The following is a 24,296-nucleotide window of genomic DNA, read 5'->3' on the forward strand; positions in this document are numbered from 1 at the left end:
GTTTTGAACAACACTGAACCTACGCAGATCAAGGGTTTTCGGGGCCGGATTTCAGGAAGGTTCGATTGGGACAACGCGCCGCCATCTACGCCTGCGTCTCGACCGCCGACCAGTCGTGTGAGCGGCAGCTGCGCGACCTCGCCGGTTTCGCAGAGCGTGGCGGCTATGAGGTGGTCGAGGTCTTCCGCGAAACCGCCTCGGTCATGAAGGGCAACCGCTCGGCGCGCGCCGAGGTGATGAAGCTGGCGCAAGCCCGCCACATCGATGCGATCCTCGTTACCGAACTCAGCCGCTGGGGCCGCTCGACGCAGGACCTGCTCGACACGCTGAACCGGCTGTCGGGCTGGCGCGTGTCGGTGGTCGCGATGAGCGGCATGACGTTCAAGGTCGACACACCGCACGGGCGGATGATGGCGACGATGCTTGCCGGTATCGCGCAGTTCGAGCGCGACATGTTGAGCGAACGGGTGCGCTCCGGCCTTGCCGGGGCACGGGCGCGGGGCCGCAAGCTCGGACGGCAGACCGGCGACCGAGCCAAGTCCGACCGGCTCGCCCCCAAAGTGCTGGTCCTCGTCGCCGAGGGGCGCAGCTATCGCTGGATCGCGCGCGACCTCAGCCAACAAGAACACCGTCGCCGCGATCGTCGGACGGGCGCGAGAGGATGCGGTTCCCAATACCGTAATAGCAGAGTGAGCCAATGTCTGCTTCTGTGGGAAGAGCCACTTACGCCCCAATTGCCGACATTGGGCTACCATGGCACGTTCAGCATCATGAGCATGGAAAAACGCAATGCGGATACCTATAAGAAATAGGGCGAAAGACCCCTGACGGTGTTCGTAGAACTGCAATGCGACCAGTTCGAAGTTCCCGTCGGAGGTGAGGCGATTGTTCGTCTTGCAGACGGCCGCCCTCACTCAATTGATGTCGATCGCGACTGGGTCACTATCTGGGACGAAGGGGGTGACGCATCGGTTGAGGTCATCTCCAACAGCGACAAGCGCGTTGATGACGCACTGATGCTCGCCCACATCTGGCTCCATAGGATGGGCGCAGAGGCCGACGCGCTGTTTCTGGACGACACAGTGGAGAGTCTAGGAGCCGTGGACTCTTGGGATTCCCAAGGCTGACGTGATCTGATTCAAGGTTGCTTTCTGCGGGAGGCGATCATGGGCGTGCTGGATCGATTGATCTTGGGCGATGAGCAGTGGGGGCGGATGTCGCGGCACATCATCGGCGACGAGCGGACACGCGGTTCATCGGGGCGCGACAACCGGATGTTTGTGGAAGCGGTGCTGTGGATCGTGCGGACGGGTTCGCCCTGGCGCGATCTGCCTGACGTGTTCGGCCCGTGGAACAGCGCGTTCCGCCGGTTCAGCTGTTGGAGCGCCAAGGGCATCTGGCACCGCATCTTCGCTGCCATGGCCGATGATGGCGACTTTGAATACCTGATCGTCGACAGCACCATCATTCGTGCCCACCAGCGTGCGTCGGGCGCTAAAAGGGGGCTGAAGATCAGGCGCTCGGCCGTTCTCGCGGCGGCCTGAGCACCAAGATCCACATGGCTGTGCGCGGGCTTGGCAACCCCGTCGCCTTCCGACTCACCGCCAGTCACCGTGGCGACGTGCCGCAAGCCGCACCGCTCATCGCCGGGCTGCCGGCCCAGGTCGTGCTGGCCGATGGCGCCTACGATGCCGCGCACTTCTGCCAGATCATCGCCGACAAAGGCGCTACCGCCGTCATCCCCAACACGCCCCAGCGGGCCAGCAGATACCCTTTCGACCGGCACCTCTACCGCGAGCGACACCTCGTCGAATGCTGCTTCTCCCGCCTCAAGCAATTCCGACGCGTCGCCACTCGCTTCGAGAAAACCGCCCGAAACTACCTCGCCATCTTCACTCTCGCCGCCACCATCCTATGGCTTCGGTAAATGTCCACACCTCCTAGAACCAAGCATTGGGTATTTCGCCGCGCGGAACTGGGTATTCCAGGCATTCTACACGGGTTTTTCAGGTCACGATGTGCCATCTCAGGATGGATGAAACGGTCGTTGCGTGTTGGCGGGCTGGAGCGACGGCCGCCCGGTTGAACGAGGCGGCTCGCAAGGCACGAACCTTCCCCGAATTAAGCGGGGCACCCTTCGACACCGACACTGCTCGAACGGCTTTCGATCGAGCTTTAGGCAAAGGCAGCTAACCCCTAGAGGCTGTTATGAACCTATGGCGAGTTGAACGACTTGCTTCATCATGAGGCATGCGAAGGCTACGACATGAAGTCCGGCGAGTGTTTCGGCGTAGCGTTCATAATCTTTGACGAGGCGGCGGAAGCGGGTTGCCCAGGCGAATGATCGTTCGACAACCCAGCGGCGCGGCAGCAGCACGAAGCCGCGTTTGGCTTCAGGCAGCTTGACGACCTTCAGGGCGATACCGTGCCCGGCCGCGGCATTGACGGCACGCTCGCCGGTATAGCCCTGGTCCACCCAGGCGATCTCGACGTGCCCATCGGTGACGGCCTGCACGGTGCGGGCGAGCCACTCCACCTCACCGCGATCCTCGGCGCTGGCGGGTGTGACGTGCAGCGCCAGCAGATGACCCAGCGTATCCACCGCCATGTGAATTTTCGAGCCTTTCTTGCGCTTGCCCACGTCATAGCCGGCTCGTTCCCCGCTCTCGGGCGTCGATCGCAGCGTCCGACTGTCGATGATGGCGGCGCTGGGTTCGGCCGGGCGTCCTGCGGCTAGTCGCAATACACCGCGCAGATCGTCCACCATCGCCTCGAAACAGCCCGCTGCCAGCCAGCGTTGCGTCTGTTGGTACACCGCAGCCCAGGGAGGCAGGTCGTTCGGCATCCACCGCCACGGTGCGCCCGTCTTCACGATGTAACGCAAGCCGTTGAAAACCTCGCGCAGATCATGCTCTCGTTGGCCCGCATCCTCCCGCTGCAACAGCAGGTATGGCACGATCAGCGACCATTCCTCGTTGTTGATGTCAGACGGATACGGCTTGCGGCAAACACTCATCCAAAATCAGATGAATCAGCCGATCCTCCAAGTCCATAACAGCCCTAGGTCGAGCTAGGTCGTGAACCCATAAACGTGAACCGAGTGGCGCATGCAGCGTGAGCGGCTTACAGTTCGCATATGCCGCTTGCCCGCAAGATCATTCTTCACGCTCCTGTATCGGATGAGACGCTGCTTGATGGCTTTGTCGAGCAATGTCTGAACGATGGTGTATCGCTTGTGACTGTCGTCGGGCCGGGCTGCGGCAGGATTGAGGACATCATCGACGAGATCGTTGTAGGTGATGGAAGCGATGGCTCTCGCTTCTTATGCACCACATCCCATCCGACCGAGCCGTTCGAGGATGTGTTGAACATGGCGATAACATGGGAGTTCGAGCGCGGAGACCCAGTCGAGGAGGTTCGGCTTTAGAAGCAACCGCCATCCACAATTGCGGCTTCCAACTTACAACCTGTTCTGATTCAGCATCGGCATGAGCCGATACGACCTGAGCGACTTCGAGTGGCGCGTGATAGAGCCGCTCCTGCCCAACAAGCCGCGAGGGGTACCGCGTATTGATGACCGGCGCACGCTGAACGGTATCTTCTCGGTGCTGCGCTCCGGCGCGCCATGGCTTGACTTGCCGGAGCGCTACGGCCCGCGCACCACCTGCTACAATCGGTTCAATCGACGGCGGCAGTCAGGTGTGTGGAACCGGCTGATGGACGCCATCAGCGCCGCTCACGACGGCGAGATCCAGATGATCGACAGCACTTCCGTCCGGGCGCACCAGCAAGCTGCGACCGGAAAAAGGGGGTCCAGATCATTGTCTCGGTCGCTCCCGAGGCGGGCTCACGACCAAGATCCACGTCGTTGTCGATGCGCAAGACCTCCCGATCCGGCCCGGCTTGACCGCTGGACAGGCGCACGATGGGCAGATTGCTGACACGCTGCTCAACCATTTCGGCCCGCGCACCATCGTGCTCGCCGATAAGGCCTACGATGCCGACCGCATCCGCGAGTTGATTCAGTACCAAGGCGCCACGCCCAACATCCCGCCCAAGAGCAACCGCAAGTGGAAGCCCTGCTTCAGCAAGCGGCTCTACCGTGAGCGCAACCTCATCGAACGCTTCTTCTCCAAACTGAAGCACTTTCGCCGCGTTGCCACCCGCTACGACAAGCTGGCCGCCAACTTCCTCGCCATGGTCCAGCTTGCTTCAATGCGGCTATGGCTCCGAGCTTATGAGTCTACGGCCTAATCCGCCTAGGGTGTCATTTCGCCCTCAGCCGGAACCGACCCCAGGTTCGACGGAACGGCTCACCATATCCCCTTGTCCGCCCTGAACGAGCCAGGAGCGTCGCCGGCTCTTGGCGGTTCGACAGGTCAACCCTCCGGGGTTCGATTCACGACGTGCTGGCGGCCAGCCGCTGCAAACTTTCCTCAAGGCTGACACGGGGCTTCCATCCGGTTGCGGTGCGCAGGCGCTGGGCGTCGCCCACGACGATGGACGTGTCGTCGGCCGAGTTTCCCTGGGCCGAAAACAGCACCTCTCCGATTGGCTTGTGGAGGATACGGGCGGTTGCGCGCACCACGTCCGAGATGCTGGTCGGCTGACCGCTTGCCACGTTGAAGGCGGAAAAGGGCAGGCTGGGCGCGTCGAGGAGCGCGAAATAGGCCGCGACGATATCCGACACGTCCAGGAAATCGCGGATGCTGTCCAGCCCGAGCATCTGAATGGGTTCCCCATCGATGGCCGCCTTCACCCGGCAGACGATCGAGGGGATGACGAGATCGGGGCGCATCCCGGAACCGATATGGTTGAACGGCCGCGCGACGACGGCCTCCAGACCGGACGTTCGGCAAACGATCGCTTCCCCGATCGTCTTGGCCAAACCGTAATTGCCGCGAGGATCGAGGGGATCGTCCTCTACAAGCGGCTTGGTGCTGGCTCCGTACACCAGGCACGAACTGGTGAACACGAGCCGCCCCGACGTCAGATGGCGGCACAGGTTGAGCGTCATCTCCACCGATTCCGCCAGCGGCTCGTAGGAGGTGAACCGTGCCGGCACGGTTTCGCTGGCCAGATGAAGGATGTGGGGCACGTCACGCGGCAGCGTGGCAACCGAGGCGCGATCCAGCAGATCGACCTGATGCCATGCCACATCATCGGGCAGCCACGTCGGACGGGTGCCGCGACCGGTCGCCAGAATGGCATATCGATCGCGGCCTGCCGCTATGACGTGGCGTCCAACGAATCCGGACGCCCCGGTAACGAGGAGTGCCGGCCGTTCAGACAATCCGCGCCTCGAGTTCATCGATGTTGCGGTGGTTGCGCTCACGCTTTGCCAGTTCGAGATCGCTCTCGACCATCATCCGTGCCAGCGACGCGACATCGGTCTTCGGCGTCCAGCCCAGCTCACGCTCCGCCTTGGAATAGTCGCCAAGCAGATAGTCGACCTCGGCCGGGCGGTAGAAGCGCTCGTCGATCTCAACAAAATCCTGCCAGTCGAGGTCAAGCGGTTCGAACGTCAGCTGCAGGAAGTCGCGGATCGAGATCGCCGTGTTGGTCGCGACGACGAAATCATCGGCGTGATCGTGCTGCAGCATGCGCCACATCGCCTCGACATAGTCGCCGGCGAAGCCCCAGTCGCGCTTGGCGTCGAGATTGCCGAGATACAGCTTCTTCTGAAGCCCCAGCTTGATGCGGGCGGCCGCCAGGGTGATCTTGCGCGTGACGAAGGTTTCGCCGCGGCGCGGGCTCTCGTGATTGAACAGGATGCCGTTGCTGGCGAACATCCCATAGCTCTCGCGGTAGTTCACCGTCTGATAATGGGCATAGACCTTTGCACAGGCATAGGGGCTGCGCGGCTGGAAACGCGTTTCCTCGCTCTGCGGCGGGTTCGCCGAGCCGAACATCTCGCTCGAACCGGCTTGGTAGAAGCGGATCTGCTTGGGATCGCGCTGGATCGAGGCGCGGATCGCTTCGAGCAGCCGAAGCACGCCGGTGCCCGTCACGTCACAGGTATATTCCGGCTGGTCGAAGCTGACCCGGACATGGCTCTGCGCCGCAAGGTTGTAGATCTCGTCCGGTTGGGTCAGGTCGATCAGGTGACGCAGGGAATTGGCATCCGACAGATCGCCGTAATGCAATGCGAAGCGGTCACTATAGGCCTCGTCCAAAAGGCGATCGATACGCCATGTGTTGACGGTGCTGGCCCGGCGGACCATTCCGTGGACCTTGTAGCCCTTCTCGACCAGTAGTTCGGCGAGATAGCTGCCGTCCTGGCCGGTCACGCCGGTGATGAGGGCGGTCTTGCTCATAATTGCAAACTCCGTAAGCGGCGAAATCGTCGGTTGTGAAAGATGGGGCCGCTGGAATCAGCGCACTGTTGCTGGGAACAGCAGTGCATTGGCAAAGTCAAGGCTTTGCTCTAGCGTGGGCGTGGCGATCAGGGCAATTCCACCCAATCGAACCACGGCATCGGCGGTTGCGGTGAGATGGATCGAATTGCCGGCGACATCCGTCTCGGTGGGGCGGCAGATGCTGGTCAATGCCTGCCACGTCGAACCGCTCAATCTCGCGCCGCTCGACATTCCACGGGCGCCGGTGACTTGTGCCATCGCCTCACCGGACATCATGCGGTAGATGATGAGGACGACGATCCAGTGATTGGCCGGAATGGCCCGCCCGATCGTCGGAAACAGTCGATCACCTTGCCGCAGCATGACCTCGGTACAGGCAGTTATGCCGGGCAATGCCGCATCCTGCGGGATCGCTCGACCACCCTGGATGCGTGAACCCTTCAGGGGCGCCATCGCCGAGCATGGGTCAGCGAACAGGGTTTGTTGCTGGAATGCCAGGGACTGCGCGCGCGGCAGCGGGACATGGAACCAGGGCATCTGCAAGGCGTCGCGCTGGATCGGTGCCGCGACGGACCGTGCGAGCCCCGCCACGGTCCCGGTCACGGCGGTCGCCAATTCATGGGCCACACTGCTGGACCCATCGGTCGCCATGGCGAAATCGCTCAGGTCGCATGCACGGGTCGCGATGGACGAACCACGCAGTGTCACGTTCCCGACGGGGCTATTCTCGATCAGGATGGTGGGCGTTACCTGGTCGGCGAAGAGATATTGGGCGGCGGGATGGCGATCCTGCCCGATGGTCAGGTTCCGTCCCGTTGCGGTGCCCTCGTTCCACTGGTCGCGGATGACGATACCGGGCGCGCGCGAGCCACGAAATCGCCGAAAATAGTGAACGAACCCGCGACCGTTTTCGACGATGTTCTGCTCGAGCGTGATCTGCCCGCTGCCTTCGACCGGACTGTCGACGAACAGCATCGCTTTTTCGAAATTGCTGAGCCAGCACCGACGAACGACCAGACAGCCACCATGCATCAGGTCGGCGCCGTCCCGTTCGCCTGGCGTGGTGACATGGATATGGTAGTCCGCGTGATCGAACTGGCATTGATCGAGTTGCAGATCGATGGAGCCGAACCGCCGTTCGATGCAGCGCGTGGCCCCGGCAAAGGCACAGCGGGCGAAATGCGTCTCGCCGGAATATTCGGCATTCGAGACGTAGCGTGTCCCGCCCGCAGAAAACAGGGAACCGGCACCTGCGAATCCACGAAACCCCAGATCGTGGATCGAAACGGGGGCGATCGCCCCGTTTCGATAAAGCGCCGTCACGGCCGCGGCATCGGCAGATGCCGGGATCAGGATGCTGCTACTGGCACCCGTCCCGCTCAGATGGACCGACCGGGCCGTAAGGACGAGCGCGATCCTATAACGTCCGGTCGGAAAATAAAGACGTCCTCCGCCCCGCTGGACGAGCGTGTCGTAAGCACGCTGGACGGCCGCGCTGTCGTCCGTCTGCCCATCGCCGACCGCGCCGAAATCAAGCACCGATACAGCGTTGATCCCCGGCGCCTGGGGCGGCGCGGGCGGCATGCCGATCGAGCGCAACGCCTGCGTGATCGGCACGGCCGCCGCGACCGTCCCGCCGGTGATCAGGGCGCGGCGGTCGATCGTCATGTGGACGGATGCGGACGGCGGGGCGACGTCATGCGAATGATCGGCTCAGCCCTCGACCGCCTTCAGGATAGCCCGCCCATAGGCGGTTTTGCTGAACCGCTGGCCTGCGGCACGTGCCTGATCGGCGTTGATGAACCCCATTTCGAACGCGATCTCTTCCAGACAGGCAATCTGGATACCCTGACGATGCTGCAGCGTGCGAACGAATTCAGACGCCTCGAGCAGGCTGTCATGCGTGCCGGTGTCTAGCCAGGCATAACCACGGCCCATCGGCTCGACGTACAGATCGCCGGCCTCCATATAGAGGCGGTTGAGGTCGGTAATTTCGAGTTCGCCACGCGCCGAAGGCTTCAGGTTGCGGGCCATGTCCACGACGCGGTTGTCATAGAAGTAGAGGCCCGTGACGGCATGGTCGGACTTCGGCTGCGAAGGCTTTTCCTCCAGGGAGATGGCCCGGCCGTCTTCGCTGAGTTCGACGACGCCGTAACGCTCGGGATCCTCGACGCGGTAGCTGAAGACGGTCGCGCCGTTCTTGCGGGCGACCGCGCTGGCCAGCAGGTCGGTGAGGTTGGCACCGAAGAAGATGTTGTCGCCCAGTACCAAGGCAACATTGTCGTCACCGATGAAATCCGCGCCGATCGTGAACGCCTGTGCCAGACCCTCTGGCCGGGGTTGCTCGGCATAGGTGATCGATAGCCCGAACGATGAGCCGTTGCCGAAAAGACGCTGGTAATTGTCCATATATTCGGGCGACGAGATGATCAGGATATCGCGGATACCGGCGAGCATGAGCACCGATAGCGGGTAATAGATCATCGGCTTGTCATAGACAGGCAGCAATTGCTTGTTGACCGCCAGTGTCGCCGGATGGAGCCGCGTGCCCGAACCGCCCGCAAGGATGATGCCCTTCACTGCTTTGCTCCGATCAATTCGTCTAGAATATCGCCCAAGGCTTCGGGCCAGGGGCGGGGGGTGATGTTATAGGCTGCGGTGATCGCACCGTGATCCAGCAGCGAGTTGACGGGCCGCTTGGCCGGTGTCGGATATTCCGCCGTGGTAATGCCGACCACCTCTGCCGTCGGGCCGCCCCGTGCGGCGCTTTGCGCAAAAATTTCGGTTGCGAAGCCCGCCCAGGTCACCGCGCCCGCATTGCTGAAGTGATAGGTGCCGCTCGGTGTGTCGGCGTCATCAGCAAGGCGCACCGCGATCGTCATCAGCGCGTGAGCCAGATCGGCCGCGCTTGTCGGGCTGCCGGTCTGGTCGTCGACCACGCGCAGGACTCCATTGGTCGCCCCGACGCGCAGCATCGTCTTGATGAAATTGTTTCCGTGTGCCGATACGACCCAGGCGGTGCGCACGATGGCATGACGCGCGCCGCTGGTTCGTACGGCGAGCTCGCCGCCCAGTTTCGATGCGCCATAGACGCTCAGGGGGCCTACGGCATCGTCCGGATGCCGTAGGCCTTCCTTGTCACCCGGGAATACGTAGTCGGTCGAAACCTGCACAAGCGGGATATCGGCCTTGGCGCAGGCCTCGCCGAAGGCGGCCGGGGCCATAGCGTTGACCGCCCATGCCGTGACAATGTCGCTCTCGGCCTTGTCGACAGCGGTGTAGGCCGCGCCATTGATGATCGCGGCCCATGGGCGCTCGGCCACACGGGCCGCGATCGCCGCGGTATCGGTCAGATCGAGGTCCGCGAGATCGATCGCAACGACCTCCCAGCCCTGGGGCCAGGCACATCGTTGCAGTTCGGTGCCGAGTTGCCCCTGGCCCCCGGTCACGAGCACATAGCGGGTCATGCCATCACCCTCCCGTCAACAATCAGGCCCGTCGACATGTTACGCGACCCCACGGCGTTCGGCCGCCTTTGCGGCGATCAGCGGGCGCCACCAATCCTCGTTGTCGAGATACCATTGCACCGTCTTTGCGATGCCGGTCTCAAAGGTTTCGGCGGGCGTCCAGCCCAGTTCGTCGCCGATGCGGCTGGCGTCGATGGCATAGCGCTTGTCATGGCCCGGACGATCGGCGACTGAAGTGAGCTGCGTGGTGTAGGATTGGCCATCGGCACGCGGGCGCTTCTCGTCGAGGATGGCGCAAAGGGTCTTGACCACCTCGATATTCTGCCGCTCGTTATGGCCGCCGACATTGTAGGTCCGACCCGGCTCGCCGCGTTCGAACACCGTCTGCAGCGCCCGTACATGGTCTTCGACATAAAGCCAATCGCGGACCTGATCGCCCTTGCCGTAAATAGGCAACGGTTCGCCATCGAGGGCCTTGGCGATCATCAGCGGGATCAACTTCTCGGGGAAGTGATAGGGGCCGTAATTGTTCGAGCAGTTCGTGATGAGCACGGGCAGGCCGAAGGTGTGGCCCCAGGCCGAAACCAGATGATCGCTGCCCGCCTTCGACGCCGAATAGGGCGATCGCGGATCATAGGGGGTTTCCTCGGTGAACAGTCCGGTATCGCCCAGCGATCCGTAGACCTCGTCCGTCGAGATGTGGTGGAAACGAAAGGCGCGCTTGGCGTCATCGTCGAGCGCGAGCCAATAGGCGCGTGCCTCGGCCAGCATCGTGTAGGTGCCAACGACATTGGTCTGCACGAATGCGCCGGGTCCATCGATCGAACGATCGACATGGCTTTCCGCGGCGAGATGCGTGATGATGTCGGGCCGGAAAGCGGCGATCGCGTCACGAACCTCCTCGGCATTGCAGATATCGCCCTTCACGAAGCGATAGCGATCGTTGTCCGAGACGCTTTCGACCGTCGAGAGCGTTCCCGCATAGGTCAGCTTGTCGAAATTCAGTACCTCATGGGCACTGTTTTCGATCAGGTGCCGAACAAGGGCCGAACCGATGAAACCGGCCCCGCCGGTGACGAAGATACGCATAGGTTATGTCTCTCAGGCCAGCGGCGTCAGGGGACGCCCGTCATAGGTGAAGGGGCTGTCGAAATCGGCGAGCAAGGGCTGAACGCGATCCTTCGCGGACAGCTCGGGCGAGATCCCGGCGGGGATGGGCCATTCGATACCGATGGCGGGGTCGTCCCAGCGGATGCCGCCGTCATGATCCGGCGCGTAGGTGTCGGAACACTTGTAGGTGACTTCGCAGTCGGGCTCCAGCGTCACGAAACCATGAGCGAAACCGATCGGAATGAACAGCTGATGTCCGTTTTCAGCCGAGAGCTCGGCACCGACCCATTGACCATAGGTTGGTGAATCCCGCCGGACATCGACCGCGACGTCGAAGATGCGACCGCGGATGCAGCGCACCAGCTTGTCTTGGCCGCGCGGGGGTGCCTGGAAGTGCAGGCCCCTCAGCGTAAAGGCAGGGACGGAGAGCGAATGATTGTCCTGCACAAAGCTAGGGGTGATGCCGAGGGCATCAAATGCCGGGACCGAATAGACCTCGGTGAACCAACCGCGGGCATCACCGAAGCGTTTCGGACGAACGAGCTGAACGGGGGAAGATGAAATAGCCACGGCATGGGCTAGTAACTATGGTCATCCTGATTGGCCAGATGGCAAGAGGCCGGGAATCCGACGCGTCTCGGTTTTTTTGCCGGAAAAATTGGTGTAGCGTCGCTATATGTCTCGTCGCTCAGCCGTTTCCCGCCGCCCCACGCTCATTAATCGATACTCCCTGCATCTGGCGCTGCTGTTCGTGCTGTTGTGCGCCGTGTGGGTCGGTGGGGGGGCGTCCCGCGCGGATGCACTGGGTCAGGTGCTGGTCCGCAGCGTGGCGCTGGTGCTGATGATCGTTGCGGCGCTCTTTGCCGACCGGCCGGTGGTGGGCGCCGCGCGACCCGTCGTCGTTATTCTTGCCCTGGCGCTGTTGCTGGTGTTTCTACAACTCTTGCCCTTGCCGCCCGGAGTGTGGGAGGTGCTGCCCGGCCGGCAGCCTTTCATGCAGGCTGCAACCGCCAGCGGACAGTCCCAGCCATGGCGTCCCCTGGCGATCGTTCCGGGTGCTGCGATCAATGCGGCCGCGTCGCTCGTCGTTCCGATCGCAACGCTGATCTTCGTCCTCGGGCTCAAGGAGGCGGAGCGTTCGCTCCTACCGGGCATGCTTCTGGGGTTTGTCGCGGCTTCGATGTTGCTGGGGCTCGTGCAGTTTTCGGGGTCGGGCATGGACAACCCCCTGATCAACGAAACGGTAGGGTATGTGAGCGGGACCTTTGCCAATCGCAATCATTTTGCCCTCTTCCTGGCGATCGGATGCGTGTTGGCACCGGCCTGGGCGATCCAGTCCCCCCAGGGCGGTCGGTGGCGGGTTTCGCTGGCGCTGGGCCTGGTGCTGCTGTTCATCCTGCTGATCCTGGCCAGCGGGTCGCGGGCTGGCCTCGCGCTCGGCGCGCTCGGCGTCGTGTTCGGTGGCGCATTGGCGCAGGCGCGGCTCAGGCGCACGCTTCGCGGCAAGCCGCGTTGGGTCCTTCCGGTGGTGCTGGCGGTTGCTGCGGGGCTGATGGTGTCGTCCGTCGCGCTCAGCGTCGCGGCGGATCGTGCGGTATCGGTCAACCGATTGCTGATGGTCGATGCGGAAAGCGACATGCGGGGCCGGGCGTTGCCGACCGTCATCGCGATGATCCGCACCTATTTCCCGGTGGGATCGGGCCTGGGCGGCTTTGACCCCCTGTTCCGCATGCACGAACCGTTCGCGCTCCTCAAGCCCACCTATTTCAACCATGCGCACAATGACTGGCTGGAAATCGCGCTCGACGCGGGCGTGCCCGGCATTGCGTTATTGCTGGCTTCGGCCCTCTGGTGGGGCAAGGCCAGCGTGCGCGCGTGGCGATCGGCAGCAGGAAGCGTCACGGCCCGGCTGGGATCGGCAATACTTCTGCTCGTAATGCTGGCCAGCCTTTCCGATTATCCCGCTCGAACGCCCATGATGATGGTAACGATGGTTGTGGCGGGGGTATGGTTGGCGGGAACCGGGTCTCTGCGGGGATCAGCTTTACCCTTGCGAAGCCAGCATCTATAGCACGCCCATCAGCCTGCCGCGTTTAGGAAGCTTCTTCAAGACATGCGTAAGTTATGTTGTGCCTTGTTCCTGGTCCTTGCCGTGTCGGCATGCTCAGGACGAACCGAGCTTCAGTCGACGTCGAGGTTGACCGTCGTGCGCGACGAGCATGAGCTGCCGGCGCCTGGCCGTGCCGATCTCACGGCTGCGGATCGACCATCCCTGATCGGTCCGCTCGACACGATCCAGGTCGATGTGTTCAACGTTCCCGATCTCAGCCGGGAAATCCAGGTCGATGCCAGTGGCCGGATTTCGATGCCGCTGGCCGGCACGATCGATGCCCGGGGCAAGACCGCCGACGAGCTGGCACGCGGTGTCGAGACGGCATTGCGGGCGCATTATGTGCGTGACCCCGAAGTCACCATCAACATTAAGAGCTCGGTCAGCCAGGTCGTGACCATCGACGGGCAGGTCGTGGAACCCGGCCTGTATCCGGTCACCAACCAGATGACGCTGATGCGGGTCATCGCATCGGCAAAGGGGTTGTCCGAATTCGCGCGCACGGAGGACATCGTCATTCTGCGTACCGTCAATGGACGGAAAATGGCGGGGCTCTATAATATTGGCGCCATTCGCAACGGCGCCTATGACGATCCCGCAGTCTATGCGAACGACGTGATCGTCGTCGGAGACTCTCCGCAACGGCGCCTGTTCCGCGATTTCGTCTCGTTGTCGCCGATCCTGGCCGCACCGCTTCTCGCGATCCTGCAATAAGGTCCGTCCGTCTATGAATCTTGTTGCATCCCACGGCGTTGGCGCCGAGCCGTCGAGCATGACGCGCGGCGTCGGCACCGCAGAGCCGGTTCCGGTCATTCGGCAGTATCTGCGCGTCCTGCTGCGCTGGCGCTATGTCATCATCGGTACGGTCGTCGCCTGCTGCGTGCTGGGGCTGATCGGCACGCTGCTGATGACGCCGAAATATACCGCCTCCACGACGATCGAGATTTCGCGGGAATCGGACCGGGTCACGGACTTTCAGGGCGTCAATCGCGAAGCGAGCGTCGCCGACCAGGAATTCTACCAGACCCAGTACGGATTGCTGGAATCGCGCGCCCTGTCGGAGCGCGTCGCGACGCAGCTCGGCCTGGTCGACGACCCCAAATTCTTCGCCATGTTCGGCGTATCGGCCAAGGATCCGGCCTTTCAACAGGTCGGCGGGCGGTATCCGGCCAGCGGACGGGCAACGCGCCAGCGTATCGCGGGCGAAATCCTGCTGAAGAACTTCAAGGTAGTGCCGACCCGCCTGTCGCGCCTGGTCAATCTTCGTTTCACGGCGCCCGATGCGGCGCTTGCCGCCAAGGTGACGAACGCCTGGGCCGAAAATTTCATTCAGACCAATCTGGAGCGCAAGATCCAGGCGACGTCCTATGGTCGCAACCTTCTCCAGCGCCAGCTTGCCCAGCTCAAGGAACGGCTTGATCAGTCGCAACGGCAGCTGGTCGCCTATGCGTCGGCCCAGCGGATCATCAACCTTCCGGCACAGACCAGCGGTGATGGCAAATCGACCAGCGAACGTTCGATCATCGCGGACAATCTGGCGGCGTTGAATACGGCGTTGACCCAGGCGACGGCCGACAGGATCCAGGCTGAAGCTCGGTATCAACAAGCTGGCCGTTCTGGCGCCTCGAGCGAGGCACTGCGCAACCAGGCGATCAATGCGCTTCGCCAGAAGCGTGCCGAACTGGCGGCGGACTATCAGCGCCTGATGACGCAATTCGAGCCGGGCTATCCGGCCGCGAAAGCGATCAAGTCGCAGATCGACCAGTTGGATCGCAGCATTGCACGTGAAGAAAGCCGCGTGTCCGGGTCGATGCTGGCGGATTATCGCGAGGCTCGCGAGCGCGAGCAGAATCTGGAAGCGAAGGTCGACCAGCTGAAGAACAGCTATCTCGATCTGCGTCGGCGCAGCATCCAGTACAACATCTATCAGCAGGAAGTGGACACCAACCGCGCCCTCTATGACGGCCTGTTGCAGCGTTTCAAGGAAATTGGTGTCGCAGGCGGCGTTGGTGTGAACAACGTATCGGTGATCGATGTCGCCGATGTGCCACAGCGCCCGTCCAGTCCACGCCTGATCCTCAATCTGGCCGCTGCCCTGCTTGCCGGACTGGTGATCGGTGCGCTCGCCGCATTCGCGCTGGAGCAGATCGACGAGGCGATCGCCGATCCGGAAGAGGTGGAAAGGCGTCTGGGCGTTCCATTGCTCGGGTCCGTGCCGAAGGTCGACGGCATCACCCCGAAGGAGGCATTGCTCGATCGGAAGTCGGATCTCGTCGATGCGTATATCGCGGTCCAGACCAACCTGGCCTTTACGACCGAGCATGGCGTGCCGCGCTCGTTCGCGGTGACGTCGACACGACCGGCGGAGGGCAAGTCGACCACGGCGCTGGCATTGGCCACGACACTGGCACGTTCGCAGCGTCGCGTGATCCTGGTCGATGGCGACATGCGTTCGCCATCGGTCCATCATCTCGGTGGTGTGGACCATGATTACGGTCTCAGCAATTTCCTGTCCGGGCAGGACAATCTGGACGCCATGATCTTCAACATGGCCGATCTGGGTATCTCCGCCATGTCGGCAGGGCCGATCCCGCCCAATGCGGCGGAACTGTTGACCGGCACGCGGTTGTCGGTGCTGATCGAGCGTCTGCTCGAGCATTACGACCATGTCGTGATCGACTCCCCGCCGGTCATGGGGCTGGCAGATGCGCCGCTGATCGCCGGTCGTGTCGAGGGTGTGATCTACGCCGTCGAATCGCACGGTATCCGTTCGACCATGGTCAAGACGGCGCTGAACCGTCTTGCCAATGCACATGTGATCGGGGGCGTTCTCACGAAGTTCGAAGCCCGCAAGGCGCATTACGGCTATGGTTATGAATATGGCTATGGTTATGGGCGCACGGATGAGGCTCGCAGCTGATGTCGAGGCGTCGGCGCGTGACCAGGCCCAAGAGTGAGTGGGTGATACGTGGCCTGCTGGCGCTTTTCCTGGTGGGCGTCGGCATTCTGACCGTGCCGCGCACCCTGGCCTTCGCGATGCGGAGCGGTAATCCGGCCCTCGCACACCGTCTCGCACCGGGTGACGGGCGGATCACGGCGGTGCTCAGCAGCGTGATGGCAGGGCCTGGTGCGACGAGCAAAGAACGTGCCGAGGCCGGTCGACTGGCACAGCGTGCCGTCCGGCAGGATCCGACAGCCGTTCTCGCCGTATCGACCCTGGGACTGAATGCACAGGTTCGGGGCGACAATGCCGGCGCGACCCGGCTGTTCGGCTATGCCGAGATATTGTCCCGCCGTGATCTCCAGAGCCAGATCTGGGCAATCGAGAACTCGGTCGCCCTTGGCAACGTCGCCCAGGCCATCCGACATTACGACATTGCGCTGCGAACATCGCGTGATGCACCGGATCTGCTGTTTCCCGTATTAGCCAATGCGATCGACGATGCGGCCATCCGTCGGGCCTTGGTACCGACCCTGGCGCAGCGACCGGTGTGGATGGATGGTTTCATAGCCTTCGTCGCCGGGCGGAGGGAAAATCCCGCAGCGGCCGCGTCTCTGTTCCATGCGCTGTCGCAAGCCAGGGTTACGATTTCGCAGACGGCGCAGACCGGTGTCGTCAACAACCTAGTCACCAATGGCGATATCGATGATGCCTGGCGATATTACGCGACCATTCGCCCTGGCGTCACGCGCCAGCGATCCCGCGATCCGGACTTCACGGCCAATCTCGAAACGCCATCGCTCTTCGATTGGAGCGTGGTCAACGACACGGGAATTTCGAGTTCCATCCAGCGCGGGGAGCAGGGCGGGGTTGTCGAATTCTCGGCGGCCTCCGGCGTCGGCGGTCCGCTGCTCCGACAGATGCAGTTCCTTCCTCCTGGCAGGTATCGCATCGTGGGACAGTCCAGCAATATCGACCAGCCCGATGACGCCTTGCCCTATTGGTCGCTCCGTTGCGACCAGGAGCGCGAACTCGGTCGGGTCGTCATACCTGTCTCGCGCACCAGAGGCGGAAGGTTCGCGGGGGATATCGATGTGCCCGCCGACTGCCCGATCCAGTATCTGACGTTGCAGGCTCGCCCCTCGGATCGTCCAGCCGGTTTGGCCGGGCAAATCGATAATTTCCGGTTGGAGGCGGCGCGATGATGATTACGCGGCGGCTTTGCCTGCTATCCGTATTGGGGCTGGCCTTCACGGCGCCTGTCCACGCACAGCAATATTCGTCTGGCAGAACCGCCTCATCATCGGCTGGTGAAGTCGGGCAGCGGCAAGCAAGGGACGCAACGACGATCGGCGATACGCCAATGGCAAGGTTGAACACACGAATCGAAAGTCGGATTGATAGCCGTCTGCGCACCCGCATCGACCGCGGCTATAGCGACGATCTGAACGGCGATCCTGCAACGTCATACTCACGGGCGCAGCAAAAGGTGCTGAATACCAAGAGGAACTGAGCGATCGTAAAAATCCGCTGGGAAAAAGATGCTGCATGACACCCGGAGCGCGTGCGAGCATTTCGAGCGTTCCTCCAGCATAGCCGGTTGGGCGCAAGACTTCACGGGACCGGATGATGCGCCATGGGCTTGGCTTATACCGTGCAAGCCGGACCCCATGACGCCGAACTGAGAAGTCCAGGGCTTGGAACGGTTACGACCACATGGCGTCGATCACATGTCGAAAGCGAGGACATGCCTGCCTCAGAGAATGTAAGCTAAATACGATAATGTCCTTTATCGTATTTTGGCGACCGTGAGGTACGTCTCCGGGCTTGGGCGGATGAACGTAATCAATCCAGCGATTTAAAAGACGGGGAGGGGACGAACCGCCAGCGTCTTACCCTCGACACGGTAACAGCATGCACCTCCGCGTGCATTTCGTGGCGGCAGGAATACAAAGCGGCCATTTAGGGATGTGAAACCGCCATGGGTCGTCTGCCCTATGTGCCCGAAACGATAACCGATACCGGACACCCCGCAGGCACCGTCCCCGCCCCCGGCCGATAGACCAGTCGCACCCGCCCCGGCCCGGTCGCCACGCATGCGGCCAGGTGGTAATCCCGCGCCAAGACCTCGCGCAGCACGGCCCGCGTCGCAGGATTGCCGAAGGCGAAGCGGGGATAGTCGTCGACGATCGCGCCGGGCCGCTGGTTGAGGATGCGGCGGATCTCGGTGACCGGATCGACGCCGATCGCGGCGCGGCTTGCCTCGTCGCGGGTGTTGAGGTGGCCGGGAAAAACCCATTTCGACGGCAAACAGTTGTGCGTCAGCAGATATAGCGCCGGATAGCCGTCATAGACATAGAGGCAGCCGCGCGCTGGCGTCGCGGCGCGGGCGACCGCGCGGGCCTCGGCCGCGCCGCCCTTGGCACGTTCGCTCAAGCCCAGCACGATCTGCCCCGCCGCAAAGATCGCGAGCGCGAACGCGGCGATACCGACCCGGCGCCAGCGGGCCAGCACCGGGGCGGCGACGAGCGTGGCGGGCAAGGTGACGGGCAGTGCGTAATGCGGGCTGCCGAACCTGCCATAGGCCAGCACCGCGACCACGCTGACCGCCAGCCACATCAGCAGGACGCGGAACCCCGCGCGCCGTGCCGGGGGCACATGCGCCCAGGGCCGCCCGAAGCCGATGACCAGCGCCAGCGGCAGCAGGATCCCGGCGCACGCCGCCAGCCCCTCCAGCTCGTCGGCCAGCGGCCGCGCCGCCTGTCCGCCGACCGAGACGAGATTGGCGAACACCCACGCCGCCCCCTGCCCCATCGCCGCATAGACGGCATAGGCGAGCAAGGTCGGCACCAGCGCGAGCGCCACCCAGACCAGCGCCATCCCCGCCAGCCGCCCCCACGCCACCCGCGCGCGCCAGCCCTGCCACAGCAGGATGCAACCGAACGCGAACCCTTCGGGCAGCACCGAATATTTGATCTGGAGCGCGATCCCCACCGCGCCCATCGCCAGCGCGCCCTGTCCGAACAGCCCCCCGCGCCGCTCGACCGCGCGGACCACGGCCGCCCCGGCGACCAGCATCAGCGCATTGTAGAAGACCGGCGACTGGCCCCCCTCCCCCTCCATCAGGTTCAGCCAGAGGATATAGAGGATCGCCGCCCCGGTCGCGGCAACCGGCCCAGCAAACCCACGCGCCAGCCGCTGGATGCCGAAGGCGGTCGCCACCACGAACCCGGTCGCGAGCAGCTTGTAGGCCAGGAACGGATCCCCGCCAAAGGCTTGCGCCCCGGCATAGAGCAGGAACAGCCCGATCGGCTTGCGGTCGAAAATATCGACATAGGGCAGCGCGCCGTCCCACATCCGGTTGCCGACCAGCAGATAGAATTGCTCGTCGAAACCGATCACCGGATTGCCGAACGTCTGCGCCCGCGCGACGAGCGCGACCAGAGTTAGCAGCAGCAGGAGGCCGCCTGCCCCCCGCATGGATGCTGCCCGTGCGCTGTGCCCCTGTCGTATCGTCATTGACCGCGCGCGTGGTTCGCTTTGGCGGTGAAGGCAAGCGCAAAGCGGAGCGGTCATGATGAATACGTCACGATGGGGTATATTTTCTGCCCCTGGCCATGCTATCGATCGGAAATATGGGCGGGATTTCGGTGCATACTCTGCTGCGATCGAGGCGATAGGCGGCTTTGCGCGTCCTGACCTTCCTGCACAGTTTCGAGCCCGGCGGGGTCGAGCGGATCGCGTTGCGGCTGGTGCGGCACTGGCGCGCGAGTGGTGTCGATGCGCCGCTGTTCCTGGGGCGGACCGATGGCGCGATGGCGCGCGATGTCGGGGACGATCTGGATTTCATCACGCCGCGACGGCGCTGGCCGGGGATCGCGCATTGGGAGACGATCTGGATGATCGCCACCCTGCCGCGCATCGTGCGTGCACTGCGCCCCGACATCCTGTTCTGCGCCGGCAATACCTATACCGTCGTGGCGGTGATGCTGAAGCTGGTGCTGGGGCGCGACTGTCCGCCGATCGTGGCCAAGATCAGCAACAATCTGGACCGCACCGACGCCTCATGGCTGTACCGCCTGTTCTACGGCCTGTGGCTGCGCATCCAGGGGCTGGCGATCGACCATTTCGTCGGCATGGAAAAGCCGATGCGTGCCGAGATCGTGCAGGGCGTGCGGGTGTCCCCGGCGCGCGTCGCGATCATCCCCGACCCCGCCCTGTCCGAAGCGCAGATCCTGTCCTTGCGCGAACCCGTGGCGGTGCGTGCGCCTGAAGAGGGGCGGCGGTTCGTCACCATCGCGCGGCTGGCGGCACAGAAGAACCTGGCGCTAATGCTGTGCGGCTTTGCCGGTGGCTGCCGCCCCGGCGACACGCTGACCCTGTTCGGCGACGGGCCCGAGCGGGCCATGCTGGAGGCGCTGGCGATGCAGCTGGGCATCGCCGACCGGGTGGTGTTTCGCGGCTATGTCACCAATCCGGCCGCGCTGCTGGCGCAGTATGACACGTTGTTGTTGTCCTCGCATTACGAGGGCGTGCCCGCGGTGATCCTGGAGGGGCTGGCCGCCAATATCGGCATCGTCGCCACCGATTGCAGCCGATCGATGGCCGCGCTGTTGCAGCAGGGGCGGCTGGGCACATTGGTCCCGGTCGGCGACGAGGCGGGCTTTGCCGCCGCGATCGCGGCCGCCCGCCCACAGGCGCAGGATGCCCAGCGCACGCTGCACCAGGCGCGGCGCTTTGCCATCGAAAACGGCGCGGACCATTATCTACGTGTGATGCGCAGCGTCCTGCATCGCCGCGTCGCGCGCGCACCCGCGCCGCTGGTCGTCGATCCGGTCCTGCCGCTGCTCTGAAACGCCCGGCGGGGCCGATGCGACGAATGGAGTGGGGGGTAAACCCCTTGAGCGGCGGTGAATTTCATTCGTGCCAATTAAAACGGATCGAAAAGTCAATCCTATCTTAAAAATTCGCCTTAATTGCGACATCATTGCCACACTATCCTTGGCCTTCACGTCGGCGATGGGAGTGGCTGGACGATGCGATACGGGGGGAAGGCGCGGGCCAGGGCCGGCGCGGCAGCGATGGCGATCGTCTTCGGGACAGGCGAGCCGGGCACGGCGTCCGCACAGGAACAGCCGCCCTCCGCTACTCCGGTCCAGTCCGCCCCGTCCCCGGACGACACCCCGCCCCCGTCCGAAGTAACCGTGACCGGCAAGCGTATCCCCGGCTCCGCGATCGGCGCGGTCGCCCCCGTCGCGGTGCTGGATGCCCAGGCGCTGGAAGCGATGGGCGCAACGAGCCTCAGCGACCTTCTGAAAAAGATGAAGGCGCTGACCGGCTCGTCGAGCGGGGGCGAGCCGGTGATGCTGCTGAACGGGCGGCGCATCGCGGGCTTTGCCGACATCCAGGCCCTGCCCTATGAAGCGATGGAAAAGGTCGAGGTGCTGCCCGAGCAGGAGGCGGCGCGCTTCGGCTATCCGCCGACCGTGCGGGTGCTGAACTTCATCACCAAGAAGAAATTCCGCGCGGTCACGGTCAATATGCTGCCCGGCCTGGCCACCGATGGGGGCGGGCAAACCAACATGGCCGAGGTGACCTCGGCGCGGATCGACGGCCCGCGCCGCCTGACCTTCAGCGCGTCGCATTTCCGCCAGAACCCGGTGCTGCAAAGCCAGCGCGCGATCACGCCCGATCCCGATGTGCTGTATGCGACGACGGGCAATGTGACGGGCGTGAACGGGGCCGCCCTGGACCCCCGGCTCGACGCGCTGGCGGGGCGCACCGTCACGATGGCGGGGGTGCCGATCGACCCGGCCGCGCGGGGTGTGCTCGGTGCCTATGCGAACAGCCCGGCGGGGATCACCGATCTGGGCCCCTATCGTACGCTCCAGCAACGGACCGACACCATCCATGCCGAGGTGGGACTGGCCTCGCCGCTGACGAAATCGGTGTCGGGGGCGCTGACGCTGTCGATGGATGCCACCCGGAACAAGGGGCTGAACGGTCTGGCGCCCGCCCTGTTGCGCGTGCCGGGCGGGCTGGGGGTGTTTCCCTTCGCCGACGATACGCTGCTCTATCGCTATCTGCCCGACAGCGTGCTGCATCAGCGCAGCACCAGCATGACGCTGCATGCGGGGGGCACGCTGACCGGGAATATCCGCCGCTGGAGCTGGGCGGTGACGGGCAATTACGACCGGCTGGTGGCGCGCAACACCTCGGAAACCGGGGTGCCGCTGGGGGGGCTGCAGGATGCGATCGCGGCGGGTGGCGATCCGATGGCTGCGATCGACCCCGCGACCGCTACCTTGCGCACCCGCAACCGCAGCCGGGCGGCGTCCGACACGATCGGGATCAAGGCGACCGCCAACGGCCCCGTCTTCCGCCTGCCCGCCGGGGAGGCGCAGCTGACCGTCACCACCGATTACTCGCGGATCGACAGCAGCGCGACGACCAACCTGGCCCTTGTGGCAGGAGGGGCGGCCGCAGCACCGATCGAGGGCGTCGGCCGCACGATACGCGGGGCCAGCGTCAATGCCGCGGTCCCGCTGGCCTCGGCCCGCGAAGGCTCGCTGTCGTTCCTGGGCGAGCTTCAGCTGAGCGCGCTGGCGGGCGTGTCGCAGGTGTCCGATTTCGGGCGGCTGAGCACCTCCAATCTTGGGCTGAACTGGACGCCGTTCCGGCCGTTGCAACTCAACGCCTCGATCAATGTCGACCAAACCGCGCCGGCCGTGACGCAACTGGTCGCGCCGGTGCTGACGACGCCCAACACGCCCTTTTTCGACTATGTCACCGGGCGCAGCACGCTGGTCACCACGATCTTCGGCGGCAATCCCGACCTGGCGCCCGAAAAGCGCCGGATCACCACGCTGGGGCTGTCGGTCCAGCCGATCAAGGACAAGGAGATCCGGCTGGGCGTCGATTATGTCGACACCCGGATCGACAATCAGGCCGCCTCGCTGGGCGGAGCGACACAGGCGTTCCAGCGGGTCTTCCCCGACCTGTTCGTCCGCGACGCGCTGGGCCAGCTCACCAGCGTCGACCTGCGCCCGGTTAACCTGGCGTTCGAGCGCGAGCGCAAGCTGCGCATGAGCGTCAACTTCAGCGGACCGCTGGGCAAGGTGCCCCCGCCCCCCGCACCACCGGCGCCGGGGGCCGCCCCGGCCGCGGCGAAGACGACACCCCCGCCGCGTCCGCCCAAGCGTCCCCCCTATCTATGGGTGTCGGCGACGACCAATTACCGGCTTGAGGACCGGTTGACGCTCCGCACCGGGGGGCCGGTCCTCGACCTGCTCGACGGGGCGACGCTGAACGGCACGGGCGGCCGGCCGCGCTGGGACGTCGATCTGAACGCCAACCTGTCCTACGGCCCGACGAGCCTCGGCCTTTACGGCCGCATCCAGGGCCCGACGCGTATCCGCAGCGACATCGCCGCCTCCGACCTGCGCTTTTCGGGGCGCAACTGGCTGGTCGTCTATACCTCGGTCGACGTGCACAAGCTGGTCGACAAAGCATGGACCGACAAGATGCGGATCAACCTGACGGTCGAGAACCTGCTGAACGATCGGATCAACGTCACCGACCGCAACGGTAATATTCCCAATCGCTTCCAGCCCGCCTTCATCGACCCTATCGGCCGCTCGATCCGGCTGGGCGTGCGCAAGCTGTTCTGAGGGGGGCGATCGGCCTATATTATGGAAGAACGCGCGAGGTACGCATGACGCCGATGGATAGGCCTTACACCCAAGCGGATATGGATGCCGTATCGGACTGCCCCGAACTGACCGATGTGCAACTCGCCAATGCTCGTCCATTCGCGGACGTCTTTCCCGATCTGGCCCGCGCCATGCGCGCGGCCGACGTCGAGCGCCTTTGCCAAGTCACCCCCGGACAGGGCGCAAGCCGATCCCTGAACGGCGTAGAACAGGTGCGTTCAGCCTGGCGACGCTGAGGGCGGTGTAATCCTTTGTCATGCCCGGTTGGCGGGCATGGAGGGATGGAAGATGAAGGTGACGCGGATCCTTGTCGCCGGTCTGACGATCGCGACGCTGGGCCTTAGTGCCCATGCCGGTGCGTAGGAATGGGGGCCGCCCCCACCTCCCCTGCCTCCCGGTTGGGGACCACCGCCCCCCACCGCCGCCCTCGAACTGGGGTGGGCCGCAATATGGCGGCTATGATGGCGGTCGGGGCTGGCGCGATGCGGGTTACGGCTATCGGCCCTATCAGTCGTACCGCCCTAATTATCGCTGCTGGACCGAATATCGCGGTTGGGAGCGGGTGCAGATCTGCCGCTGATCCTGGGTGTTGAGGGG

22 protein-coding genes are annotated in these 24,296 nt (G+C 63.9%); 13 read left to right on the top strand and 9 right to left on the bottom strand.

Annotation, left to right across the window (positions count from 1 at the left end):
- Positions 1 to 65: 65 nt before the first annotated feature.
- The 3 genes from SOM26_RS16595 (at position 66) to SOM26_RS16605 (ending at position 1,927) form a co-directional block, all read left to right on the top strand.
- The gene (locus SOM26_RS16595) at positions 66 to 812 is read left to right on the top strand and encodes a recombinase family protein (protein WP_475527930.1); all 747 of its coding nucleotides are present in this window, start codon (positions 66 to 68) and stop codon (positions 810 to 812) included.
- 18 nt (positions 813 to 830) lie between these two features.
- Complete coding sequence (locus SOM26_RS16600) at positions 831 to 1,127, top strand: hypothetical protein (RefSeq protein WP_320453827.1); 297 nt, start codon at positions 831 to 833, stop codon at positions 1,125 to 1,127.
- Between the two features lie 39 nt (positions 1,128 to 1,166).
- A protein-coding gene (locus SOM26_RS16605; RefSeq protein ID WP_320453828.1) for an IS5 family transposase occupies positions 1,167 to 1,927 on the top strand; the annotation gives its coding sequence in 2 pieces (ribosomal slippage) (positions 1,167 to 1,497 and positions 1,497 to 1,927; 762 coding nt in all).
- A gap of 279 nt (positions 1,928 to 2,206) precedes the next feature.
- On the opposite strand, the gene SOM26_RS16610 is transcribed toward SOM26_RS16605, so the two are convergent.
- Complete coding sequence (locus SOM26_RS16610; protein WP_320453829.1) at positions 2,207 to 3,016, bottom strand: IS5 family transposase; 810 nt, start codon at positions 3,014 to 3,016, stop codon at positions 2,207 to 2,209.
- A gap of 120 nt (positions 3,017 to 3,136) precedes the next feature.
- Here SOM26_RS16610 and SOM26_RS16615 point away from each other — a divergent pair, with 120 nt between their 5' ends.
- Together SOM26_RS16615 and SOM26_RS16620 are read left to right on the top strand one after the other, a co-directional pair.
- The gene (locus SOM26_RS16615; RefSeq protein WP_320453830.1) at positions 3,137 to 3,427 is read left to right on the top strand and encodes a DUF7684 family protein; all 291 of its coding nucleotides are present in this window, start codon (positions 3,137 to 3,139) and stop codon (positions 3,425 to 3,427) included.
- A gap of 61 nt (positions 3,428 to 3,488) precedes the next feature.
- Positions 3,489 to 4,254 (top strand): IS5 family transposase gene (locus tag SOM26_RS16620; protein ID WP_320453831.1). Its coding sequence is split into 2 segments (ribosomal slippage): positions 3,489 to 3,817 and positions 3,816 to 4,254, totalling 768 coding nucleotides; the frame shifts between segments, so codons are not numbered across the junction.
- Positions 4,255 to 4,399: 145 nt separating this feature from the next.
- Here the strand turns inward: SOM26_RS16620 and SOM26_RS16625 are convergent.
- Genes SOM26_RS16625 through rfbC form a run of 7 tightly spaced genes read right to left on the bottom strand, consistent with a single transcriptional unit; the run spans position 4,400 to position 11,506 of the window.
- The gene (locus SOM26_RS16625; protein WP_320453832.1) at positions 4,400 to 5,335 is read right to left on the bottom strand and encodes an NAD-dependent epimerase/dehydratase family protein; all 936 of its coding nucleotides are present in this window, start codon (positions 5,333 to 5,335) and stop codon (positions 4,400 to 4,402) included.
- The gene (gene gmd, locus SOM26_RS16630) at positions 5,286 to 6,317 is read right to left on the bottom strand and encodes a GDP-mannose 4,6-dehydratase (RefSeq protein WP_320453833.1); all 1,032 of its coding nucleotides are present in this window, start codon (positions 6,315 to 6,317) and stop codon (positions 5,286 to 5,288) included. The genes SOM26_RS16625 and gmd overlap by 50 nt, the downstream gene beginning before the upstream one ends.
- Before the next feature lie 57 nt (positions 6,318 to 6,374).
- A complete protein-coding gene (locus SOM26_RS16635; RefSeq protein WP_320453834.1) occupies positions 6,375 to 8,027 on the bottom strand; it encodes a glycosyl hydrolase family 28-related protein in 1,653 nt (550 codons plus the stop codon).
- Positions 8,028 to 8,072: 45 nt separating this feature from the next.
- Positions 8,073 to 8,939: a glucose-1-phosphate thymidylyltransferase RfbA gene (rfbA, locus tag SOM26_RS16640; RefSeq protein ID WP_320453835.1), complete on the bottom strand. Its 867-nt coding sequence runs from the start codon at positions 8,937 to 8,939 to the stop codon at positions 8,073 to 8,075.
- On the bottom strand, positions 8,936 to 9,826 hold the full coding sequence (gene rfbD, locus SOM26_RS16645; RefSeq protein ID WP_320453836.1) for a dTDP-4-dehydrorhamnose reductase: 891 nt from the start codon (positions 9,824 to 9,826) through the stop codon (positions 8,936 to 8,938). The genes rfbA and rfbD overlap by 4 nt, the downstream gene beginning before the upstream one ends.
- 39 nt (positions 9,827 to 9,865) lie before the next feature.
- Positions 9,866 to 10,915 carry a dTDP-glucose 4,6-dehydratase gene (gene rfbB, locus SOM26_RS16650; RefSeq protein WP_320453837.1) on the bottom strand — a complete coding sequence of 350 codons (1,050 nt, stop codon included), beginning with the start codon at positions 10,913 to 10,915 and terminating at the stop codon, positions 9,866 to 9,868.
- Positions 10,916 to 10,927: 12 nt separating this feature from the next.
- Positions 10,928 to 11,506, bottom strand: coding sequence for a dTDP-4-dehydrorhamnose 3,5-epimerase (gene rfbC, locus SOM26_RS16655; RefSeq protein ID WP_320453838.1), 579 nt, complete (start codon positions 11,504 to 11,506; stop codon positions 10,928 to 10,930).
- Between the two features lie 106 nt (positions 11,507 to 11,612).
- Here rfbC and SOM26_RS16660 point away from each other — a divergent pair, with 106 nt between their 5' ends.
- The 5 genes from SOM26_RS16660 (at position 11,613) to SOM26_RS16680 (ending at position 17,500) form a co-directional block, all read left to right on the top strand.
- The gene (locus SOM26_RS16660) at positions 11,613 to 13,007 is read left to right on the top strand and encodes an O-antigen ligase family protein (RefSeq protein WP_320453839.1); all 1,395 of its coding nucleotides are present in this window, start codon (positions 11,613 to 11,615) and stop codon (positions 13,005 to 13,007) included.
- A gap of 135 nt (positions 13,008 to 13,142) precedes the next feature.
- A complete protein-coding gene (locus SOM26_RS16665; protein ID WP_320453848.1) occupies positions 13,143 to 13,760 on the top strand; it encodes a polysaccharide biosynthesis/export family protein in 618 nt (205 codons plus the stop codon).
- A gap of 58 nt (positions 13,761 to 13,818) precedes the next feature.
- Positions 13,819 to 15,966 (top strand): GumC family protein, encoded by a 2,148-nt coding sequence (locus SOM26_RS16670; RefSeq protein ID WP_320453840.1) that lies wholly within the window; start codon positions 13,819 to 13,821, stop codon positions 15,964 to 15,966.
- A 17-nt stretch (positions 15,967 to 15,983) separates the two neighbouring features.
- On the top strand, positions 15,984 to 17,192 hold the full coding sequence (locus tag SOM26_RS16675; RefSeq protein ID WP_320453841.1) for a tetratricopeptide repeat protein: 1,209 nt from the start codon (positions 15,984 to 15,986) through the stop codon (positions 17,190 to 17,192).
- On the top strand, positions 17,189 to 17,500 hold the full coding sequence (locus SOM26_RS16680) for a hypothetical protein (protein ID WP_320453842.1): 312 nt from the start codon (positions 17,189 to 17,191) through the stop codon (positions 17,498 to 17,500). The genes SOM26_RS16675 and SOM26_RS16680 overlap by 4 nt, the downstream gene beginning before the upstream one ends.
- A 482-nt stretch (positions 17,501 to 17,982) precedes the next feature.
- On the opposite strand, the gene SOM26_RS16685 is transcribed toward SOM26_RS16680, so the two are convergent.
- Positions 17,983 to 19,467, bottom strand: coding sequence for a glycosyltransferase family protein (locus SOM26_RS16685; protein ID WP_320453843.1), 1,485 nt, complete (start codon positions 19,465 to 19,467; stop codon positions 17,983 to 17,985).
- A 206-nt stretch (positions 19,468 to 19,673) separates the two neighbouring features.
- Between SOM26_RS16685 and SOM26_RS16690 the strand changes: the two genes are divergently transcribed.
- The 3 genes from SOM26_RS16690 (at position 19,674) to SOM26_RS16700 (ending at position 23,935) form a co-directional block, all read left to right on the top strand.
- On the top strand, positions 19,674 to 20,840 hold the full coding sequence (locus SOM26_RS16690) for a glycosyltransferase (protein ID WP_320453844.1): 1,167 nt from the start codon (positions 19,674 to 19,676) through the stop codon (positions 20,838 to 20,840).
- A 183-nt stretch (positions 20,841 to 21,023) separates the two neighbouring features.
- Positions 21,024 to 23,657, top strand: a complete 2,634-nt coding sequence (locus SOM26_RS16695) for a TonB-dependent receptor domain-containing protein (RefSeq protein ID WP_320453845.1) — start codon at positions 21,024 to 21,026, stop codon at positions 23,655 to 23,657.
- A gap of 44 nt (positions 23,658 to 23,701) precedes the next feature.
- On the top strand, positions 23,702 to 23,935 hold the full coding sequence (locus SOM26_RS16700) for a hypothetical protein (protein WP_320453846.1): 234 nt from the start codon (positions 23,702 to 23,704) through the stop codon (positions 23,933 to 23,935).
- Positions 23,936 to 24,296: the final 361 nt, after the last annotated feature.

The sequence above is a fragment of the Sphingomonas sp. CFBP8993 genome (assembly GCF_034044895.1).
In the GTDB taxonomy this organism is placed as follows: domain Bacteria; phylum Pseudomonadota; class Alphaproteobacteria; order Sphingomonadales; family Sphingomonadaceae; genus Sphingomonas.

What these genes read in the sequence shown, in the direction of transcription:
- SOM26_RS16670 (WP_320453840.1), top strand. Translation starts at nt 13,819, where the DNA reads ATGACGCGCGGCGTCGGCACCGCAGAGCCGGTTCCGGTCATTCGGCAG.
- SOM26_RS16695 (WP_320453845.1), top strand. Translation starts at nt 21,024, where the DNA reads ATGCGATACGGGGGGAAGGCGCGGGCCAGGGCCGGCGCGGCAGCGATG.
- rfbD (WP_320453836.1), bottom strand. Translation starts at nt 9,826, where the DNA reads ATGACCCGCTATGTGCTCGTGACCGGGGGCCAGGGGCAACTCGGCACC.
- SOM26_RS16615 (WP_320453830.1), top strand. Translation starts at nt 3,137, where the DNA reads ATGCCGCTTGCCCGCAAGATCATTCTTCACGCTCCTGTATCGGATGAG.
- gmd (WP_320453833.1), bottom strand. Translation starts at nt 6,317, where the DNA reads ATGAGCAAGACCGCCCTCATCACCGGCGTGACCGGCCAGGACGGCAGC.
- SOM26_RS16610 (WP_320453829.1), bottom strand. Translation starts at nt 3,016, where the DNA reads ATGAGTGTTTGCCGCAAGCCGTATCCGTCTGACATCAACAACGAGGAA.
- SOM26_RS16660 (WP_320453839.1), top strand. Translation starts at nt 11,613, where the DNA reads ATGTCTCGTCGCTCAGCCGTTTCCCGCCGCCCCACGCTCATTAATCGA.
- SOM26_RS16680 (WP_320453842.1), top strand. Translation starts at nt 17,189, where the DNA reads ATGATGATTACGCGGCGGCTTTGCCTGCTATCCGTATTGGGGCTGGCC.
- SOM26_RS16635 (WP_320453834.1), bottom strand. Translation starts at nt 8,027, where the DNA reads ATGACGATCGACCGCCGCGCCCTGATCACCGGCGGGACGGTCGCGGCG.
- rfbB (WP_320453837.1), bottom strand. Translation starts at nt 10,915, where the DNA reads ATGCGTATCTTCGTCACCGGCGGGGCCGGTTTCATCGGTTCGGCCCTT.
- SOM26_RS16685 (WP_320453843.1), bottom strand. Translation starts at nt 19,467, where the DNA reads ATGCGGGGGGCAGGCGGCCTCCTGCTGCTGCTAACTCTGGTCGCGCTC.
- SOM26_RS16700 (WP_320453846.1), top strand. Translation starts at nt 23,702, where the DNA reads ATGACGCCGATGGATAGGCCTTACACCCAAGCGGATATGGATGCCGTA.